The 18588-nt window shown below is 73.2% G+C and carries 16 protein-coding genes; 13 read left to right on the plus strand and 3 right to left on the minus strand.

Annotated features, from left to right (window positions below; all coding sequences use genetic code 11):
* Positions 1 to 150 precede the first annotated feature (150 nt).
* The 3 genes from FJK98_RS05140 (at position 151) to FJK98_RS05155 (ending at position 3715) form a co-directional block, all read left to right on the plus strand.
* Positions 151 to 1665, plus strand: a complete 1515-nt coding sequence (locus tag FJK98_RS05140) for an ISL3 family transposase (protein WP_168222384.1) — start codon at positions 151 to 153, stop codon at positions 1663 to 1665.
* A 621-nt stretch (positions 1666 to 2286) separates the two neighbouring features.
* Positions 2287 to 2847, plus strand: a complete 561-nt coding sequence (locus tag FJK98_RS33840) for an endonuclease domain-containing protein (RefSeq protein WP_228544131.1) — start codon at positions 2287 to 2289, stop codon at positions 2845 to 2847.
* Between the two features lie 181 nt (positions 2848 to 3028).
* Positions 3029 to 3715: a hypothetical protein gene (locus tag FJK98_RS05155; RefSeq protein WP_145918008.1), complete on the plus strand. Its 687-nt coding sequence runs from the start codon at positions 3029 to 3031 to the stop codon at positions 3713 to 3715.
* A gap of 79 nt (positions 3716 to 3794) precedes the next feature.
* On the opposite strand, the gene gabT is transcribed toward FJK98_RS05155, so the two are convergent.
* Together gabT and FJK98_RS05165 are read right to left on the minus strand one after the other, a co-directional pair.
* Positions 3795 to 5066 carry a 4-aminobutyrate--2-oxoglutarate transaminase gene (gene gabT / locus FJK98_RS05160; RefSeq protein ID WP_145918009.1) on the minus strand — a complete coding sequence of 424 codons (1272 nt, stop codon included), beginning with the start codon at positions 5064 to 5066 and terminating at the stop codon, positions 3795 to 3797.
* Positions 5067 to 5071: 5 nt separating this feature from the next.
* Complete coding sequence (locus tag FJK98_RS05165) at positions 5072 to 6508, minus strand: gamma-aminobutyraldehyde dehydrogenase (protein ID WP_145918010.1); 1437 nt, start codon at positions 6506 to 6508, stop codon at positions 5072 to 5074.
* 142 nt (positions 6509 to 6650) lie between these two features.
* Here FJK98_RS05165 and FJK98_RS05170 point away from each other — a divergent pair, with 142 nt between their 5' ends.
* From FJK98_RS05170 to ahcY, 9 genes are all read left to right on the plus strand, one after another.
* The gene (locus FJK98_RS05170) at positions 6651 to 8090 is read left to right on the plus strand and encodes an aldehyde dehydrogenase family protein (RefSeq protein ID WP_145918011.1); all 1440 of its coding nucleotides are present in this window, start codon (positions 6651 to 6653) and stop codon (positions 8088 to 8090) included.
* An 89-nt stretch (positions 8091 to 8179) separates the two neighbouring features.
* Positions 8180 to 8854, plus strand: a complete 675-nt coding sequence (locus FJK98_RS05175; RefSeq protein ID WP_145922578.1) for an endonuclease V — start codon at positions 8180 to 8182, stop codon at positions 8852 to 8854.
* A gap of 145 nt (positions 8855 to 8999) precedes the next feature.
* Positions 9000 to 10166 (plus strand): hypothetical protein, encoded by a 1167-nt coding sequence (locus FJK98_RS05180; protein ID WP_205789397.1) that lies wholly within the window; start codon positions 9000 to 9002, stop codon positions 10164 to 10166.
* Between the two features lie 69 nt (positions 10167 to 10235).
* Positions 10236 to 11618: a phosphomannomutase/phosphoglucomutase gene (locus tag FJK98_RS05185; RefSeq protein WP_145918012.1), complete on the plus strand. Its 1383-nt coding sequence runs from the start codon at positions 10236 to 10238 to the stop codon at positions 11616 to 11618.
* Between the two features lie 63 nt (positions 11619 to 11681).
* Complete coding sequence (locus tag FJK98_RS05190; RefSeq protein WP_088642951.1) at positions 11682 to 11867, plus strand: Trm112 family protein; 186 nt, start codon at positions 11682 to 11684, stop codon at positions 11865 to 11867.
* Positions 11864 to 13060, plus strand: a complete 1197-nt coding sequence (locus FJK98_RS05195; RefSeq protein ID WP_145918013.1) for an SIS domain-containing protein — start codon at positions 11864 to 11866, stop codon at positions 13058 to 13060. The genes FJK98_RS05190 and FJK98_RS05195 overlap by 4 nt, the downstream gene beginning before the upstream one ends.
* Positions 13057 to 14064: a cation diffusion facilitator family transporter gene (locus FJK98_RS05200; RefSeq protein ID WP_145918014.1), complete on the plus strand. Its 1008-nt coding sequence runs from the start codon at positions 13057 to 13059 to the stop codon at positions 14062 to 14064. Before FJK98_RS05195 ends, FJK98_RS05200 begins: the two co-directional genes overlap by 4 nt.
* A gap of 2 nt (positions 14065 to 14066) precedes the next feature.
* On the plus strand, positions 14067 to 15272 hold the full coding sequence (gene manA / locus FJK98_RS05205) for a mannose-6-phosphate isomerase, class I (RefSeq protein ID WP_145918015.1): 1206 nt from the start codon (positions 14067 to 14069) through the stop codon (positions 15270 to 15272).
* A 290-nt stretch (positions 15273 to 15562) separates the two neighbouring features.
* Positions 15563 to 17050: an adenosylhomocysteinase gene (gene ahcY / locus FJK98_RS05210; RefSeq protein ID WP_145918016.1), complete on the plus strand. Its 1488-nt coding sequence runs from the start codon at positions 15563 to 15565 to the stop codon at positions 17048 to 17050.
* A 114-nt stretch (positions 17051 to 17164) separates the two neighbouring features.
* Here the strand turns inward: ahcY and FJK98_RS33080 are convergent, their stop codons facing one another.
* Positions 17165 to 17323 carry a hypothetical protein gene (locus FJK98_RS33080; protein WP_168222385.1) on the minus strand — a complete coding sequence of 53 codons (159 nt, stop codon included), beginning with the start codon at positions 17321 to 17323 and terminating at the stop codon, positions 17165 to 17167.
* Positions 17324 to 17624: 301 nt separating this feature from the next.
* Between FJK98_RS33080 and efeU the strand changes: the two genes are divergently transcribed.
* Entirely contained in the window at positions 17625 to 18560 is a 936-nt protein-coding gene (efeU, locus tag FJK98_RS05215; RefSeq protein WP_145918017.1) for an iron uptake transporter permease EfeU, read from the plus strand.
* Positions 18561 to 18588: the final 28 nt, after the last annotated feature.

Raw genomic sequence — 18588 nt, forward strand, 5'->3', positions numbered from 1 at the left:
CGCCCCGCCCCACCCCGCGCGCCCCCGCCCCGCCCGTCGCTCGCGCCCCCGCGCCCGTGGGTCTGTCAAACGAACGGCTCTGTCTCACATTCGGTGGTGACCGAGGGTGGTCGATGTCGTTGAGACCATGTGTGCAAGATCGATGATCTTATGAAGATGGCGTTCTCGGGGTTGTCCCCGCTGGTGATCGATGACGTCACGGACGAGGGCGAGCAGATTCTGGTGCGGGCTCGGACCCCTGAGACGCCTGTGGCCTGTCCGGGCTGCGATGCGGTGACGGGCCGGGTGCACGGGTATCACCAGCGGACTCTCGCGGACGTGTCGGTCGATGCCCGGCCGGTGGTGCTGCGGGTACGCGTGCGCCGTCTGGTCTGCCCGACGCGGGGCTGCCGCCGCACGTTCCGCGAACAGCTTCCGGGTGTTCTGGAGCGTTACCAGCGCCGCACACCCCGACTGATCTCCCAGGTCGCTGCGGTGGTGCGCCATCTGGCCGGCCGGGGCGGCGCTCGCCTGATGTCGGTCCTGGCGATGGTCGTCATGTCCCGACACACCGCCCTGCGGTCGCTGCTACGCATTCCGCTGCCCGAACGGAGAGTTCCCCGCGTGCTCGGGGTCGACGACTTCGCGCTGTGCCGTCGCCAGCGTTACGCCACCGTCCTGATCGACGCGGTCACCCGCCAGCGCGTCGACGTGCTGCCCGACCGCAAGGCCCACACGTTGGAGACGTGGCTGCGGGAGCATCCCGGTGTCGAGGTGGTGTGCCGGGACTCCTCCGGCGCCTACGCCGAGGCGATCCGCCGTGCCCTGCCCGCAGCGGTGCAGGTCGCCGACCGTTGGCATCTGTGGCACAACCTCGCCGAGGCCGTCCGCAAAGAGGTCACCGCGCACAGTATGTGCTGGGCCGCCGCCGGCCTGCCGCCCCAGGAGGGTAAGCGGGCGGTGACCACCCGGCAGCGGTGGCAGCAGGTCCACGACCTGCTCGACAAAAGAGTCGGCCTGCTCGAATGCGCCCGCCGGCTCAACCTCGGCCTCAACACCGTCAAACGCTACGCCCGGATCAGCGAACCCGAACGCCTGGTTCGCGCACCGCAGTACCGACCTACCCTCGTCGACCCCTACCGCGAGCACCTACAGCGCCGCCGCCAACAAGATCCCGCCATCGGCGCCACCCAACTCCTGACCGAGATCAGAGAACTCGGCTACACCGGCAGCCTCAACCTGCTCTACCGCTACATCACCCAAGGCCGGGTTGAAGCCGACCGCCCAGCTCTGTCGCCCAGGCGTCTGACCCGCTACCTCCTCACCGACCCTGACCAGCTCACAGAACACCAACGGACGCTCGTCGACGCCCTCACCGCCGCCTGTCCACAGATGACCGCGCTGACCGGCTTCATCGGCTCGTTCGCCGCGCTCCTCACGCCAGCAGCCGGCAACGACGACCGTCTCGACTCGTGGATCGCCGAGGTCAAGGCCACCGACCTGCCCTACCTGCACACCTTCACCCGCGGCCTCGGCCTGGACCGCGCCGCTGTCAACGCCGCCCTGACCCATCCCTTCCACAACGGCGGCACCGAAGGCGTCAACACCAGAACCAAACTGATCAAGCGACAAATGTACGGACGCGCCGGGTTCGACCTTCTGCGACACCGCATCCTGCTCGGCTGACCGGCACGCACCGTCACCACCGAATGTGAGGCAGAGCCGTTCGTTTTACAGTCCCTCGCCCGTCGATCATGGAGTTGTGGTGGGCGATTGGTTGGGTTCCACGACTTTTGCGGGGCACCACAACTCCATGATCGACGGGGTGGAGCGGGGTGGGGTGGGGTGGGGGCTGTGGATGGGGTGGGGGGTGTGGGTGGGGCGGGGTGGGGGTTGTCCACAGGGGGTGGTGGGGAGGTGGGGTGGTGGGCAGGGTTGGTGGGTGTGGCGGGGCGGCTGATTCGGTACTCGGAGTTGTTGTCGGCTGGATGGAGTCGGGAGGGGGTTCGGCGGGCGGTCGGTGCGGGGGAACTCCGCCGGTGGTCGCGGGGGGTCTACGGGCCGGGGGGCAGCCGGCCGCCGGGGAGTGTGCGGCCGGCGGGGAGTGGGCGGCGTCCGAGGGGTGTGGGTGGGGCGGCTGGTGAGGAGGGCGTCCGATGGCAGGCGCTCCTGCGTCGGCTTCCGGAGGGGGCGGTCGTCGGCTTCCATTCGGGTGCTCGACTGCACGGGTTCGGTGCCGTACCCAGCGAGGATCTCCACGTGATCGTGCCGGCCGGTGCGAGGGTGCCGCAGGTCCGGGGAGTCGTGGTGCATCAGGCGGTGCTTGCCGTACCTGAGCCGGTGTTGCTGGCCGGCCTGCCGTGCGCACCTGCGGATCGATGTGCGGTGGACCTGGCCCGGACGGTCGCCCGGCTGGACGCACTGCCACTTCTCGACCTGTGCCTGCGGGTCGGAGCCTGCCGCCCCGAGGAGTTGGCTGCCGAGCTCGCCCGACACGCGCGGTTGCGGGGCGTCGACCAGGCGCGGCAGCTGGTGCGGCTCGCCGACCCCCGGTCGGAGTGCCGGCAGGAGAGCCAACTCCGGCTTGTCCTGATCGACGGTGGGCTGCCGACACCGGAACCGCAGATCTGGGTGTCGGACGACGAGGGTTTCCGGCGCTACCGACTGGACCTCGGGTACCGACGGTCCCGGGTCGGCATCGAGTACGACGGGCTGTCCCATCTCGACCGCGACCGTCTGAACCACGACCGTGCCCGGATGAACTGGCTGGCGGCCCGCGGCTGGCGCATGCGCCACTTCACCGCCCGCGACCTCTACCACCGCCCCTCCCTCATCACCACCCAGATAGCCGCCCTCCTCCGCCCCTGACCCACCCCGACTAGTCGATCATGGAGTTGTGGCGGGGGAAAATCAGCATCAAAGGGTCGGAAAGGCCACCACAACTCCTTGATCGACAGCGGAAGTGGGGGATGGGGGCGGGTTGGGTTGAACGGGGGGCGGGTTCGGGCCGTACCAGGCAGTGCAGGTAACGACGACGACGGGAGACGTGGTGAAGGTGCAGCGCAAGCACGTACTGGCGGCGGGGGTGGCGGTGGTCGCCACGGCGGTGGTCGCGGTGGGGACCGGGTTCGGGTTCGCCGACACCACGTCCGCCCGGCCGAGCCTCTGCTCCGGCCCGGTCACCTTCTCCGCCGAGGCCGGCGCGCCCGCCGTGACGAGTGACCGGTTCCCGGTGGGGACACGGTTGCGGGTGACGAACCTGGACAACGGGAAGGTGGCGACGCTGTCGGTGAGCGGGCCGTCGGGCAGTTGCGTGCTGCTCAACGCCGCCGCGATGGAGCTGCTCCGGGAGCCCGGCAAGAACGTGATCCGACGCAACGTGGTCGAGCGGGTCGGTGCCGACGCGCCGGCCGCCCCCGCTCCCGGCGAGACCCGGCCCGGCGCCGCCCAGCCCCCGGCGGCCCAGCCCCCGGCGACCGGCGTGGCGGCCCGGCCCGCCGCGTGCAGCGGCTCGGTCACCTTCTCCGCCGAGGCCGGCGCACCCGCCGTGACGAGTGACCGGTTCCCGGTGGGGACACGGTTGCGGGTGACGAATCTGGACAACGGGAAGGTGGCGACGCTGTCGGTGAGCGGGCCGTCGGGCAGTTGCGTGCTGCTCAACGCCGCCGCGATGGAGCTGCTCCGGGAGCCCGGCAAGAACGTGATCCGACGCAACCTCGTCGAGCTGGTGCGCTGACCGCACCGGGCCGGATGGCACCCCGGGCAGGCCCCGGGTCGACGGTGCCCGTGGTGTGCCACGGTCGGGGCGGTGGACGTCAGCCGAAGGCGGCGTCCAGGATGTCCAGCCCACGGGCCAGCTCGTCGTCGGAGATCACCAGCGGCGGCAGGAACCGCAGCACGTTGCCGTAGGTGCCGCAGGTGAGGGTGAGCAGGCCGGCGGCGTGGCAGGCCGCCGAGATTGCGCCGGCGGCGGCCGGGTCGGGGACCAGGCCGCCCGGCCGGACCAGCTCCACGGCCAGCATCGCGCCCCGGCCGCGTACCTCGGCGATCCGGGGGTCGCGGGCGGCGACGGCCCGCAGCCGGTCGGCGAGCACCGACCCGATCCGCCGTGCGGCGGCGGCCAGGTCCAGCTCCCGCATCGTCGCGATGCTGGCCAGGGCCGCCGCGCAGGCGATCGGGTTGCCGCCGTAGGTGCCGCCGAGACCGCCGACGTGCACCGCGTCCATCAACTCCGCCCGGCCGGTCACCGCCGCCAGCGGCAAGCCCCCGGCGATGCCCTTGGCCAGGGTGACCAGATCCGGCACCACGCCCTCGTGCTCGCAGGCGAACCAGTCACCGGTGCGGCAGAAACCGGTCTGGATCTCGTCGGCGACGAACACCGCCCCGGCCGCCGTCGCCCACTCGCGCAGCGCCGGCAGGAAACCCGTCGCCGGTACGACGAAACCGCCCTCGCCCTGGATCGGCTCGATCAGCAGCGCGGCCACGTTCTCCGCCCCGACCTGCTTGTCGACCAGATCGAGCGCCCGCGCCGCCGCCTGCGCCCCGGACAACCCGCCGTCACGCAGCGGGTACGACATCGGCACCCGGTGGATCTCCCCGGCGAACGGCCCGAACCGGTGCTTGTACGGCATGTTTTTCGCGGTCAACGCCATGGTCAGGTTGGTCCGGCCGTGGTAGGCGTGCTCGAAGACCACCACCGCCTGCCGTCCGGTGGCGTGCCGGGCGATCTTCACCGCGTTCTCCACCGCCTCGGCACCCGAGTTGAACAGCGCCGACCGCTTCGCGAACGCACCCGGGGTCAGCGCGTTGAGCTGCTCGCAGACCGCCACGTACGACTCGTACGGCGCGACCATGAAACAGGTGTGGGTGAACCGTTCGACCTGGGCCCGTACCGCCTCGACGACGCGCGGGGCGGCGTTGCCGACGCTGGTGACCGCGATGCCGGCGGCGAAGTCGATCCACTCCCGCCCCTCGACGTCGACGATGGTGCCGCCGCTGGCGGTGTCCACGTACGAGTGGATCACGCTGCCGACGCCCCGGGCCACGGCGGCACCCCGCCGCCGGTGCAGCTCCGCGCTGGAAACCATGGGGATCAGCCCTCGATGTGGTGCATGACGTGCTTGATCCGGGTGTAGTCCTCCAGGCTGTAGACCGACAGGTCCTTGCCGTGACCGGAGTGCTTGAAACCGCCGTGCGGCATCTCCGAGACGAACGGGATGTGGGTGTTCACCCAGACACAGCCGAAGTCGAGCCGGCGGGTCATCCGCATCGCCCGGCCGTGGTCGCGGGTCCAGACCGAGGCGGACAGGCCGTAGTCGACGCCGTTGGCCCAGCGCACCGCCTCGTCCTCGTCGGTGAACCGCTGCACCGTGATGACCGGGCCGAACACCTCCTGCTGGATGATCTCGTCGGCCTGGCGTACCCCGGAGACCACGGTGGGGGAGTAGAAGTAGCCGCGCCCGCCCACCCGCGCCCCACCGGTGTGCAGGTCGGCGTGGTCGGGCAGCCGGTCGACGAAGCCGCTGACCCGGGCGAGCTGGTTGGCGTTGTTCAGCGGGCCGTAGAGCACGTCGGCGTCGTCCGGGGCGCCGGTGCGGGTGTTGCGGGCCTGCTCGGTGAGGGCCGCCACGAAGTCGTCGTGCACGCCGGGGCCGGCCAGCACCCGGGTCGCGGCGGTGCAGTCCTGGCCGGCGTTGAAGTAGCCGCCCGTCGCGATCGCCTCGGCCGCCGCCGCGACGTCGGCGTCGTCGAAGACCACCACCGGGGCCTTGCCGCCCAGCTCCAGGTGGGTCCGCTTGAGATCCGGGGCGGCGGCGGACGCGACCTCCATGCCCGCCCGGGTCGAGCCGGTGATCGACACCAGCTGCGGGGTCGGATGCGCCACCAGGGTACGGCCGGTGTCCCGGTCGCCGCAGACCACGTTGAACACCCCCGGCGGGAAGAACTCGGCGGCGATCTCGGCCAGCAGCAGCGTCGACACCGGCGTGGTGTCCGACGGCTTCAACACCACCGTGTTGCCGGCCGCCAACGCCGGGGCGATCTTCCACACCGCCATCATCAGCGGGTAGTTCCACGGGGTGACCTGCGCGCAGACGCCGATCGGCTCGCGCCGCACGTACGAGGTGTGCCCCGCCAGGTACTCCCCGGCCGAGCGGCCCTCCAGCAGCCGGGCCGCCCCGGCGAAGAAGCGGAACTGGTCCACCGCCGGCGGCAGCTCCTCCTCGGCGGTGAGCTGGCGCGGCTTGCCGGTGTTGCGTACCTCCGCGTCGACCAGTTCGGCCGCCCGGGACTCCACCGCGTCGGCGAGCTTCAACATCGCCCGCTGCCGTTCGGCCGGGGTGGTGTCCCGCCAGGTCTCGAAGGCGGTGGCGGCGGCCCGCATCGCCGCGTCCACGTCGGCCGGGCCGGAGACGGGTGCCTGGGCGAAGACGTCACCGGTGCAGGGGTCGATCAGGTCGGCGTGACCGCCGTCCACCGGGTCGACGTACGCGCCGTCGACGAAGTTGCGTAGCTGCTGCTGGTCGCTCATGGTGAGGTCTCTCCAGGGGTGGCTGGGAGTGGAGTCAGCGGACGTATTCGCAGTCTGACTGCCATCTTGGCTACTGAATTCGCGGCAGACAAGGGCTTGGGCGACTGTTTCCGTGCGAGTGCCTGTCGTCTACGCTGCCGACGTGGAGCCGAGAGCGTTCTGGGTCGCCGGTCGGGCCGTGCACGGCGACGACGAGGTGACCGTCACCCACCCGTACGACGGTCGGGCGGTCGGGCGCACCAGTTGGGCCACGCCCGACCAGGTCGAGGAGGCCGTCGCCGCGGCGGCCCGGGTGGCGGCGCGGGCCGCGGCCCTGCCCGCGCACGTGCGGGCGGCGGCCCTGGACCACGTGTCCCGGGAACTCGCCGCGCGGGCCGCCGAGGTGGCCGACCTGATCACCGCCGAGAACGGCAAACCCGTCACCTGGGCGCGGGCCGAGGTGGGCCGGGCGGTGTCCACGTTCCGCTGGGCGGCCGAGGAGGCCCGGCGGTTCTCCGGCGAGTTGCAGCGGCTCGACACCGACCCCGCCGCGACCGGCCGGATCGCCCTGGTCCGACGGGTGCCCCGGGGGCCGGTGCTCGGCATCACCCCGTTCAACTTCCCGCTCAACCTGGTCGCCCACAAGGTCGCCCCGGCCCTCGCGGTCGGTGCGCCGATCATCGTGAAGCCGGCCCCGGCGACCCCGCTGTCCGCGCTGCTGCTCGGCGGGATCCTGGCCGGCACGGACCTGCCGGCCGGCATGGTGTCGGTGCTGCCGCTGCCCAACGACCGCACCGCCGCCCTGGTCGACGACCCCCGGCTGCCGGTGGTGTCGTTCACCGGCTCCGGGTCGGTCGGCGCGCAGATCCGTGGCCGGGTGCCCCAGAAACACGTCACCCTGGAACTCGGCGGCAACGCGGCGGCGGTGATCTGCGCCGACTGGGCCACCGACGACGACCTGGACTTCGCCGCGCAGCGGATCGCCACCTTCGGCAACTACCAGGCCGGACAGTCCTGCATCGCCGTGCAGCGGGTGTTCGTGCACGAGCGGCACCACGACCGTTTCCTGCCCCGGCTGGTCGCCGCCGTGCGGTCGCTGCGCACCGGCGACCCGGCCGCCGAGCAGACCGACGTCGGGCCGCTGGTCTCCGTCGAGGCCGCCCAGCGGGTCGAGGCGTGGGTGGACGAGGCCGTCGCCGCCGGGGCCACCGTCGAGGTCGGTGGCCGCCGCGCCGGGGCCAGCTACCCGCCCACCGTGCTGACCGGGGTGCCGCCGTCGGCGAAGGTCTGCGCGGAGGAGGTCTTCGGGCCGGTGCTGGTGGTGGCCCCGGTGGACAGCGACGACGCCGCGTTCGCCGCCGTCAACGACTCGGCGTACGGGTTGCAGGCCGGGGTGTTCACCCACCGGCTCGACGTGGCGTTCACCGCCGCCCGGGTGCTGGAGGTGGGCGGGGTGATCGTCGGCGACGTGCCGTCGTACCGGGCCGACCAGATGCCGTACGGGGGCGTCAAGGGCAGCGGGGTCGGCCGGGAGGGCGTGCGGTCGGCGATGGACGACTACACCGAGCCGAGGGTGCTGGTGCTGACCGGGATGCCACTGTAGGCCCCGGAGAGGTGGGGAGAGCGGGCGTGGCGGTGAACCGGGTCGAGCCGGTCGGGTGGCCGGAGCACGGGGACGCCGGGTCGCCGGGGTTGACGGTCGCCGGGGCGGTGGCCGTACAGGACCGGTTACGGCCCCGGGTGGACCTGGTCGGGCCGGGCCCCCGCCGGCCCGCGACGGTCGCCGGCCTCGACGTGGCGTACGCGCCCGACGGTGACCTGCTCGCCGCGGCGGTGACCGTGCTCGACACCGCGACGCTGGAGGTGGTGGACCACGCGGTCAGCGTGGGCCGGCCCGCGTTCGGGTACGTGCCGGGGCTGTTCGCCTTCCGTGAGCTGCCCGCCCTGCTGGCCGCCCTGGACCGGCTGACCACCCGCCCCGAGCTGCTGGTCTGCGACGGGCACGGGGTGGCCCATCCGCGCCGTTTCGGGTTGGCCTGCCACCTGGGCGTGGTGACCGGGCTCCCCGCGATCGGGGTGGGCAAGACCCCGCTGGTCGGCGGGTGGACCGGGCCGGGCCCGTACCGGGGGGACACCGCCGCGCTGGTCGACGCCGGTGAGGTCGTCGGCCGGGTGCTGCGTACCCGGGACGGGGTGAAGCCGGTGTTCGTCAGCGTCGGGCACCGGATGGGACTGGACAACGCCGTCGCGCAGGTGCTCGCGTTGACCCCGCGGTACCGGCTGCCGGAGACCACCCGTACCGCCGACCGGCTCTGCCGCGCGACCCTCGCCGCCGCCGCCACCGGCCGGGCCCGCGCCGCCGGCTGAGGGGCGCGGGCCCGGCCGGACCTGGGCGGGGGTCGGGTCGAGGGGTAATGCTGCCCACATGCGGGGCGCTCTGTCACCGGGTGCCCTGTCGCGCTGGTAGTAACCTGGCCGGCGGCCCCCGCCGGGGCGGAGGGGGAGGTGGGAGATGTCCGTGCGTCGGCAGGTGGCGCGGGTGGTGACCGTCGGTGCGCTGCTCGGTGGCCTGGTGACGGTCGGCGCGCTCCCCGCCCACGCGGACGAGGACCGGGTGCGGGTGCGTGCTCCGGGCGGCTTCTCCGCCGGCGGCTCCCCGGGCGGGATCGCGATCGAGGTGCGCAAACGCACCGACGGGTGCGTGCTGCTGCGGACCGGGCTGGGGCTGAGCCTGGCCGGGGTCGGCGCGGACCAGGTGCGGGTGGAGGTGAACGTCGGGGGGCGATGGTCCACTGTGCCCGTCTCCGGTGGCGGTGGCGTGCTCCAGGTCTCCCGTACCTCGTCGGCGGGTCCGCCGTTGTGCAAGGGAAAGAGCAGCACGGTCCGCTACCGGGTGGCGTTCCTCGCCGGGGCGCCGGCGGGCCGGCTGGATGTGGTCGGTGAGGCGACGACCGCGGTCGGCCGGCTGATCGGCCGGGGCGCCGACACGTCCCGGGTCGGCGGCCGGGCCGCCGGCTCCCCGACGCCGGCTCCCACCCCGACCAGGAAGCCCACGCCCACCCCCGACGCGACCACGCCGGCGCCCGCGCCGACGACGGCGGTCGCCGGGGCCGCGCTCGCCGCCCCGGCGGCCGGCCCGACCGGCACCGCCGCCGCAGAGACCTCCGGAGGATCCATGACCATGTTTGCCGGCATCGCCCTGGTGATCCTGGGTGCCGGGCTCATCGCCCTGCTGATCTTCCGGTCCCGCGCCGACCGGGCCGCGGTCGACCCGGGCCGGGCCGCCGACCCGGTCGACCTCCCGGTCCTGCCGCAACCCCGCAACCCCGGCCCGACCACCTACCGCTCCGGGGGCACGGCGGCGGCCCCGGCCCCCTCCGGCCAGGTGTACGGGCAGCCGCAGCCGTCCGCGCCCGCCCGCCCCGGCGGCCTGTACGGGGCGCCGGCCGCCTACCCGACGGTGACGCCCACCCCGCGCCCGGCCGGCGGGGTGTACGGCAGCCGCCCGGCCTCCGCCCCGCCCGCCCAGAGCGGTCCGGTCTCCGCGCCGCCCGCCCCGGCCGCCGCCCCGCCCGCGCCGACCCCGCCGGTCTCCGCCCCGCCCGCCCCGGGCCGGCCGGCGTCACCACCCGCCACCGGCGGCGAAGCGACGACGATCATGCCCGAGCTCCCCGGCTAGGAGGGGACGGACGCCACCGCTCCGATACGCTCAGGGTCGTTGACGACCCCTGTCGAGGAGCTGAAACCGGTGTCTGACCTGTCCCAGATCGTGAAGGCGTACGACGTCCGTGGGACGGTGCCCGACCAGTGGGACGAGCGGGTCGCCGAAGCCCTCGGCGCCGCCCTCACCCGGGTGCTCGACGATGCCGGCGAGCCGGGCGGGGCCGTGCTGATCGCGCACGACATGCGGGCCACCGGCCCGGGGCTGGCCGCCGCCTTCGCCGACGGCGTGCGGGCCGAGGGGCGGGCCGTGATCGAGCTGGGGCTCGCCTCCACCGACATGCTCTACTACGCCTCCGGCGCGCTCGGCCTGCCCGGGGCGATGTTCACCGCCAGCCACAACCCGGCGCAGTACAACGGCATCAAGATGTGCCGTTCCGGGGCCCGCCCGATCGGCCAGGACAGCGGCCTGGCCGACATCCGGGCCCGGGCCCAGGCGCTGCTGGACGCCGGCACCCGCCCGGCCGCCGCGTCGCCGGCCCCGGCCGACCGGCGCGACCTGCTCCCCGACTACGCGGCCCACCTGCGCAAACTGGTCGACCTGTCGGCCATCCGCCCGCTCAAGGTGGTGGTGGACGCCGGCAACGGGATGGGCGGCTACACGGTGCCGAGCGTGCTCGGCGACGCGGCGTTGCCGGCCCTGCCGCTGGAGATCGTGCCGCTCTACTTCGAGCTGGACGGCACCTTCCCCAACCACGAGGCCAACCCGCTCGACCCGAGGAACCTGGTCGACCTCCAGCGGGCCGTGGTGACCCACTCCGCCGACCTCGGCCTGGCCTTCGACGGCGACGCCGACCGGTGCTTCGTGATCGACGAGCGGGGCGAGCCGGTCTCCCCGTCGGCGATCACCGCCCTGGTCGCCGCCCGCGAGCTGGCCAAGCACCCGGGGTCCACGGTGATCCACAACCTGATCACCTCCCGGGCCGTGCCGGAGATCATCCGCGAGCACGGGGGCGTGCCGGTGGTGGCCCGGGTGGGGCACTCCTTCATCAAGGCCGAGATGGCCCGGACCAACGCGATCTTCGGCGGGGAGCACTCCGCGCACTACTACTTCCGGGACTTCTGGTTCGCCGACACCGGCATGCTCGCCGCCATGCACACCCTGGCCGCCCTCGGTGAGCAGTCCCAGCCGCTGTCCCTGCTGGCCAGCGTCTACGAGCGGTACGTCGCCTCCGGCGAGATCAACTCCACGGTCACCGACCAGGCCGCCCGGGTCGCGGCGGTGCGGGCGGCGTACCCGCAGGCGGAGGCCGACGAGCTGGACGGGCTCACCCTGCGGTTCCCCGACGGGGCCTGGTTCAACCTGCGCGCGTCCAACACCGAACCGCTGCTGCGGCTCAACGTCGAGGGCCCGACCGAGGAGCGGATGACCTCGCTGCGCGACGAGGTGCTGGAGCGGGTTCGCCGATAGGATCCCCTCCGCCGGTCGGCACCGCCGACCGGCACAGACCACACACGTGGAAGGAGCCGCGCCGTGGCCCTGGACCCGCAGTTGCTCGAAATCCTCGCCTGCCCGGACACACACCACGCACCGCTGGACTACGACGCTCAGGCCCAGACCCTCACCTGCACGCAGTGCGGTCGCATCTTCGAGGTGCGCGACGACGTGCCGGTGCTGCTGCTGGACGAGGCTCGTGGCGGGCCGGAGGCGCAGCGGTGATGGACGGAACGGCCGGCGTCAGCGGCCGGCGGGTGGCCGACGAGTCGATCCTGGACGACCCGGACGCGGTCGCCGCCCACGACCCGGGCGGCATGCTGCGCTTCACCGCCTCGGCAGGGGCCCAGGTGCGGGAGTCCGCCGCGCTGGCCGCCGAGGCCAACCTGGCGCTGCTGGAGGACGAGGGACGCCCGCGTGCGGTCGTCATCGCCGGCATCGGCACCGCCGGGCGGACCGGGGACGTGCTGGCCACGGTCGCCGGGCCGCGCTGCCCGGTGCCGGTCATCCCGCACCGCAGCGCCGGGGTGCCCGGCTGGGTCGGCGCGGCCGACGTGGTGATCGCGGTCAGCGCCTCCGGCCGTAGCCCGGAGGCGTTGGGCGCCGCCGAGGCCGCGCACCGCCGGGGGGCCCGGTTGGTCGCGGTCGGCGCGCCCGACTCGCAGTTGCAGTCGGTGGCCGAGCGGGCCCGCGCGCCGTTCATCCCGGTGCCCCGCCGGGCCCCGGCCCGGGCCAGCCTCTGGGCGCTCACCGTGCCGGTTCTGCTCGCCGCCCGTACGCTCGGCCTGGTGAAGGTCAACGAGGCGGATCTGGCCGAGACGGCGGCCCGGCTGGACGCCGACGCCGACCGGTGCCGGTCGACCGCCGAGTCCTTCGTCAACCCGGCGAAGTCGCTGGCCCTCGGGCTGGCCGGGTCGATCCCGATCGTCTGGGGCTCGTCCCCGCTGGCCACCGTGGCGGCCCGCCGCTTCGGTGACACGCTGTCGGCCAACGCCCGGTACCCGGTGGTCACCGGGGCGCTGGGTGAGGCCGGTCGGGGCCGGGTCGGCCTGCTCGACGGCGTCTTCGGCGGCCTGGTGGAGTCGACGCGGGACATCTTCGCCGACCCGGACGAGGTCGAGCCCGATCCGACCCGGCTGCGGCTGGTGCTGCTGCGCGACGGCGGCCTCAACGCCGACGACGACACCGACGAGCCGCTGGCCGTCGAGGAGCGTCGCGCCGACGCGGTGCAGACCCTCGCCGAGCGGCGCGGGGTGCGCTGCGACGTGGTCACCGCCGAGGGCGGCTCCGCGCTGGAACGGCTCGCCTCCCTCGTCGCGGTGCCCGACTTCGCGTCGATCTATCTGGCCCTGGCCCATGGGCTGGACCCGATGGCCGTTCCGGCCGTCACCGAGATGAAGGAGCTGTCGAACCAGTGAGCGCGAACGGCGGTACCAAGGCGATCATCGCCGCCCTGCTGGCGAACATCGGTATCGCCATCACCAAGTTCATCGCGTTCCTGCTGACCAGTTCGTCGTCGATGCTGGCGGAGTCGATCCACTCGGTGGCCGACTCGGGCAACCAGGCGCTGCTGCTGCTCGGCGGCAAGCGGGCCAAGCGGGCGGCCACCCCGCAACACCCCTTCGGGTACGGCCGGGAGCGCTACATCTACGCGTTCATCGTGTCGATCGTGCTGTTCAGCCTCGGTGGACTGTTCGCGCTGTACGAGGCGTGGCACAAGGCGGCCGACCCGCACCCGATCACCTCGTGGCAGTGGGTGCCGGTGACGGTGCTGCTGGCCGCGATCGTGATGGAGGGCTTCTCGTTCCGTACGGCGATCAAGGAGTCGAACCACACCCGGGGCAACCAGTCCTGGGTGAACTTCATCCGTCGGGCCAAGGCGCCGGAGCTGCCGGTGGTGCTGCTGGAGGATTTCGGCGCGCTGGTCGGCCTGGTGCTCGCGCTGTTCGGCGTGGGGATGACGCTGATCACCGGCAACGGCATGTGGGACGCCGCGGGCACCGCGATGATCGGCGTCCTGCTGGTGATCATCGCGGTCGTGCTGGCGATCGAGACGAAGAGCCTGCTGCTCGGCGAGGGTGCCGACCCGGGTGAGGTGGCGACCATCGAGCGGGCCGTCACCGACGGTCCCGAGGTCGAGCGGATCATCCACATGAAGACGCTCTACCTCGGCCCGGAGGAGCTGATGGTGGCGGCGAAGATCGGCGTGCCTGCCTGGGAGAGCGCCGAGGAACTGGCCCGGGGGATCAACGCGGTCGAGGCGCGCATCCGCGCGGCCGTGCCGATCGCCCGGGTGATCTATCTGGAGCCGGACATCTACAGCGTCGCCGCCGAGCGGGCGGGCACCGGCACGGCCGCGCCCACCGCGGCGGCACCGGCGTCGGGCGGGTCGAGTGAGGTGGCCGGGCGGGCCGGAGGCTGACCGTGGAACTGCTGTACGGGTCGATCCGCGACTACGCCTGGGGGTCCCGCTCGGCGCTCGCCGAGTTGCAGGGGCGGCCGGCGCCGACCGACGGCCCGGAGGCGGAGCTGTGGCTGGGCGCCCACCCGGGCGGCCCGGCCATGGTCGACCGGGACGGCGAGCGGGTGAGCCTGACCGACCTGCTGGTCGCCGAGCCGGACCACTGGCTCGGTGAGGAGGTGGTCGGCCGGTTCGGCACCCGGCTGCCGTTCCTGTTGAAGGTGCTCGCCGCGGACGCCCCGTTGAGTCTCCAGGCCCACCCCGACGCCGAGCAGGCCCGCGCCGGCTACGCCGCCGAGCAGGCTGACGTCGGGCAGGCCGATGCCGGGTGGGCCGACGGGGTGGCGGGGCGGGCGCGGGGGCCGCGCAACTACGTCGACCCGTACCACAAGCCGGAGTTGCTCGTCGCGTTGACGCCGTTCGACGCGCTCTGCGGGTTCCGGGACCCGCGGGTGTCGGCGACGGCGTTGGCCGGGTTCGGCGTACCGGAGCTGTCGCCGGTGGTGGCCGCGCTGCGGGCGGGGCCGGCGGGGCTGCGGGAGGCCGTACGGTTGCTGTTGACCTGGCCGGACGCCGACCGCGCCGGGCTGGTCGAGGCGGTGCGCACGGCGGACGCCGCCGGGCCGGACGCGGAGCTGGCCCGGGACCTGGCGACCCGCTACCCGGCCGATCCGGGGGTGCTGGTGGCGCTGCTGCTGCACCACGTGCGGCTGACGCCGGGGGAGGCGATCTGGATGCCGGCCGGCAACCTGCACGCCTACCTGAGCGGCGCCGGCGTGGAGATCATGGCGGCCAGTGACAACGTGCTGCGCGGCGGGCTCACCCCGAAGCACGTGGACGTCGACGAGTTGCTGCGGGTACTGCGGTTCGAGGTGCTGGACGATCCGGTGCTCGTCGCCCGGCCGGTGACGCCCGGGGTGGTCTGCTGGCCGGTGCCGGTGGACGACTTCGCGCTGCACCGGGTGACGGTGGACGCGGCCGGGCCGGAGGTCCGGCTGCCGCTGCCCGGCCCCCGGGTGGTGTTCTGCCACCACGGCAAGGTCGGGGTGGACGACGGGGTGGGGGCGGTGATGCTCGGTCCGGGGCAGGCCGCTGTGGGGACGGCCGCCGGTGCGGCGCTGGTCCTGTCCGGTACGGGCACGGCGTTCGTCGCCACGTGCGGCGGCTGACGGCGTCACGCGCGGCGACCTGCGCCACGCCGCAAGTCCGACTTTCCCGAATTGCTTGACTAGTCCGTGTCGCACGGTAACCTCATGAGTACGCAGCGTTGTCGCGACGAAGGTCCGGCGGCGCGCGGGGGTAACCAAACCGGGGGGATGCACGGGGCGGCCGGCAGGTGGACGGAGGTTTCGTCCCACGCCGACCGCCCCGTGCGCTGTCTCCAGGCGGCCCACAGTGCGCCGCGAGGGGGCCGGCGTAAGGTGGATGGTCGCGCAGCCATCGTTCGACAGGAGCCTTCATGACCAGCACCCTCCCGGCGTCATCCAGCGACGCCCGGCCGAGCGCCCTCGCCGAGGGCGACTACAAGGTGGCGGATCTGTCGCTCGCCGAGTTCGGGCGCAAGGAGATCCGCCTCGCCGAGCACGAGATGCCCGGCCTGATGGCGATCCGCCGCGAATTCGCCGACGCCCAGCCCCTCGCCGGCGCCCGGATCACCGGTTCGCTGCACATGACCATCCAGACCGCCGTCCTGATCGAGACGCTGGTCGCCCTCGGCGCGCAGGTCCGCTGGGCGTCCTGCAACATCTTCTCCACCCAGGACCACGCCGCCGCCGCGATCGTGGTCGGCCCCGAGGGCACCCCCGACGCGCCGTCCGGCGTCCCGGTCTACGCCTGGAAGGGCGAGACGCTGGAGGAGTACTGGTGGTGCACCGAGCAGGTGCTCGCCTGGCCGGACGGACAGGGCCCGAACATGATCCTCGACGACGGCGGTGACGCCACCCTGCTGGTGCACAAGGGCGTCGAGTTCGAGAAGGCCGGGGCCGTCCCGGCGGTCGAGTCCGCCGACTCCGAGGAGTACGCGGTCATCCTCCAGGTGCTGCATCGCAGCCTCGCCGAGGACAACCAGCGCTGGACCCGGATCGCCGCCGGCATCAAGGGCGTCACCGAGGAGACCACCACCGGCGTGCACCGGCTCTACGAGATGCACCGGGCCGGCACCCTGCTCTTCCCGGCCATCAACGTCAACGACTCGGTGACCAAGAGCAAGTTCGACAACAAGTACGGCTGCCGGCACTCGCTGATCGACGGCATCAACCGGGCCACCGACGTGCTGATCGGCGGCAAGATGGCCGTCGTGCTCGGCTACGGCGACGTGGGCAAGGGCTGCGCCGAGTCGCTGCGCGGCCAGGGCGCCCGGGTCGTGGTGACCGAGGTCGACCCGATCTGCGCGCTCCAGGCGGCGATGGACGGGTACCAGGTCGCCACCCTGGAGGACGTGGTCGAGCAGGCCGACATCTTCATCACCGCGACCGGCTGCTTCGACGTCATCACCAACGAGCACATGGCCCGGATGAAGCACCAGGCCATCGTCGGCAACATCGGCCACTTCGACAACGAGATCGACATGGCCGGCCTGGCGAAGCGCTCGGACGTCACCCGGGAGAACATCAAGCCGCAGGTCGACGTGTGGCGCTTCGACGACGGCCACGCCATCATCGTGCTCTCCGAGGGCCGCCTGCTGAACCTGGGCAACGCCACCGGCCACCCGAGCTTCGTGATGTCGAACTCGTTCGCCAACCAGACGATCGCCCAGATCGAGCTGTACACCAAGACCGACGAGTACCCGGTCGGCGTCTACGTGCTGCCCAAGCACCTGGACGAGAAGGTCGCCCGGCTGCACCTGGACGCGCTCGGCGCCCGGCTGACCGAGCTGACCAAGGAGCAGGCCGCCTACCTGGGCGTCTCGCCCGAGGGCCCGTTCAAGCCGGAGCACTACCGCTACTGAGCACCCCGGACGGACGAGGGGGTCGGCCACCACGTGGCCGGCCCCCTCACCCGTGTGCGGGTCGGCCCGGAGCCGGGGCCGCCGGGGTCAGGACGCGCCGGGGCCGGGCGGGGGTCAGGACGCGCCGGGGCCACGGCGGGTGGGGCGGACCCAGGTCCACACGCACCAGGCGAGCCAGGTCAGGGAGACGGCCACGGCCAGCGGGCGCAGCCGCAGGACGCTGAGCACGATCACCAACGCGAGGACGGCCAGCCACGGGCCGAAGCCCCTCACCGGTGCCGTCCCGGCCGACGGTGGCGTGGCCCACACGGGTCGGAAGTCCCTGGTGCGGGGGTGTCCGCCGGGCGGAGGGTGGGGATGCGGGGCGCGTCGTTCACGGGGCGTCCTGTCCTGGGGGTACGTCGAATCCTGCCACGTCGGGCGGCGGGTCGGCACCCCCGGCCGGCGGGTCCAGGCCGACCCTTCCGACCAGGGTGAAGCTGTCAAGAACGACTTGACGGAACCCCCGATCAGGAGGAAGGTATGGCTGCCCTAAGTTGCCTGAGGCAAGTCTGACCCACGACACGGAGCACCGATGTTCGCCACGTACCTGATCGGCCTGCGGGAGGGCCTGGAGGCGACGCTCGTCGTCAGCATCCTGGTCGCCTTCCTGGTCAAGTCGCAGCGCCGGGACCGGCTGCCGCAGGTGTGGGTCGGCGTCGGGCTCGCCGTGGCGCTCTCGGTCCTGTTCGGCTGGCTGATCGAGTACACCTCGACCTCGCTGCTGGCCCGCTCCGAGGACCGGGAACTGTTCGAGGCCGTCACCTCGGTCGCCGCCGTGGTCTTCGTGACCTGGATGATCTTCTGGATGCGGCGGGCCGCCCGGACGATCGCCGGTGAACTGCGGGGCAAGCTGAGCGAGGCGCTCGCGGTCGGCTCGCTCGCGGTCGCCGGGATGGCCTTCCTCGCGGTCGTCCGGGAGGGCCTGGAGACCGCGTTGATCTTCTACTCGGCGGCGCAGAGCGCGACCGGCGGCACCGGCTCCGGGCCGCTGCTGGCCCTGATCGGCGGTATCGCCACCGCCGTCGGGATCGGATTCCTGCTCTACCGCAGCGCCCTGCGGATCAACCTGTCGACGTTCTTCACCTGGACGGGCGCGCTGCTGATCCTGGTCGCCGCCGGCATCCTCAAGTACGGCGTGCACGACTTCCAGGAGGCCGGGGTGCTGCCGGGCCTCAACGACCTGGCCTTCGACATCACCGGCGTGCTCGACCCCGGCACCTGGTACGCCGCCCTGCTCGCCGGGATGTTCAACGTCACCGCCGCGCCGAGCGTGCTGGAGACGGTCGCCTGGGTCGCGTATGCCGTCCCGGTGCTGGTGCTGTTCCTGCGCCGGCCGGCCGCCCCGGTCAAGCCCGCGCCGGCCGCCACCCCGCCGACGCCCGGGCCCGCCCCCACCACCGAGGCCGACGCCACCGCTGAGCAGGACGGCCCCGCCGCCGTGCAGCCGGCCGGGTCGCGGCGCGTCTGATCCACCGTCCTCTCCAAGGAGACAAGCA

Origin of the sequence: Micromonospora sp. HM134 (assembly GCF_007833915.1) — a bacterium.
Classification (GTDB): Bacteria; Actinomycetota; Actinomycetes; order Mycobacteriales; family Micromonosporaceae; genus Micromonospora; species Micromonospora wenchangensis.

Coding starts and splice junctions, on each gene's coding strand:
- ahcY (WP_145918016.1), top strand. CDS start 15,563: ATGACCAGCACCCTCCCGGCGTCATCCAGCGACGCCCGGCCGAGCGCC.
- gabT (WP_145918009.1), bottom strand. CDS start 5,066: ATGGTTTCCAGCGCGGAGCTGCACCGGCGGCGGGGTGCCGCCGTGGCC.
- FJK98_RS05165 (WP_145918010.1), bottom strand. CDS start 6,508: ATGAGCGACCAGCAGCAGCTACGCAACTTCGTCGACGGCGCGTACGTC.
- FJK98_RS05140 (WP_168222384.1), top strand. CDS start 151: ATGAAGATGGCGTTCTCGGGGTTGTCCCCGCTGGTGATCGATGACGTC.
- FJK98_RS05180 (WP_205789397.1), top strand. CDS start 9,000: ATGTCCGTGCGTCGGCAGGTGGCGCGGGTGGTGACCGTCGGTGCGCTG.
- efeU (WP_145918017.1), top strand. CDS start 17,625: ATGTTCGCCACGTACCTGATCGGCCTGCGGGAGGGCCTGGAGGCGACG.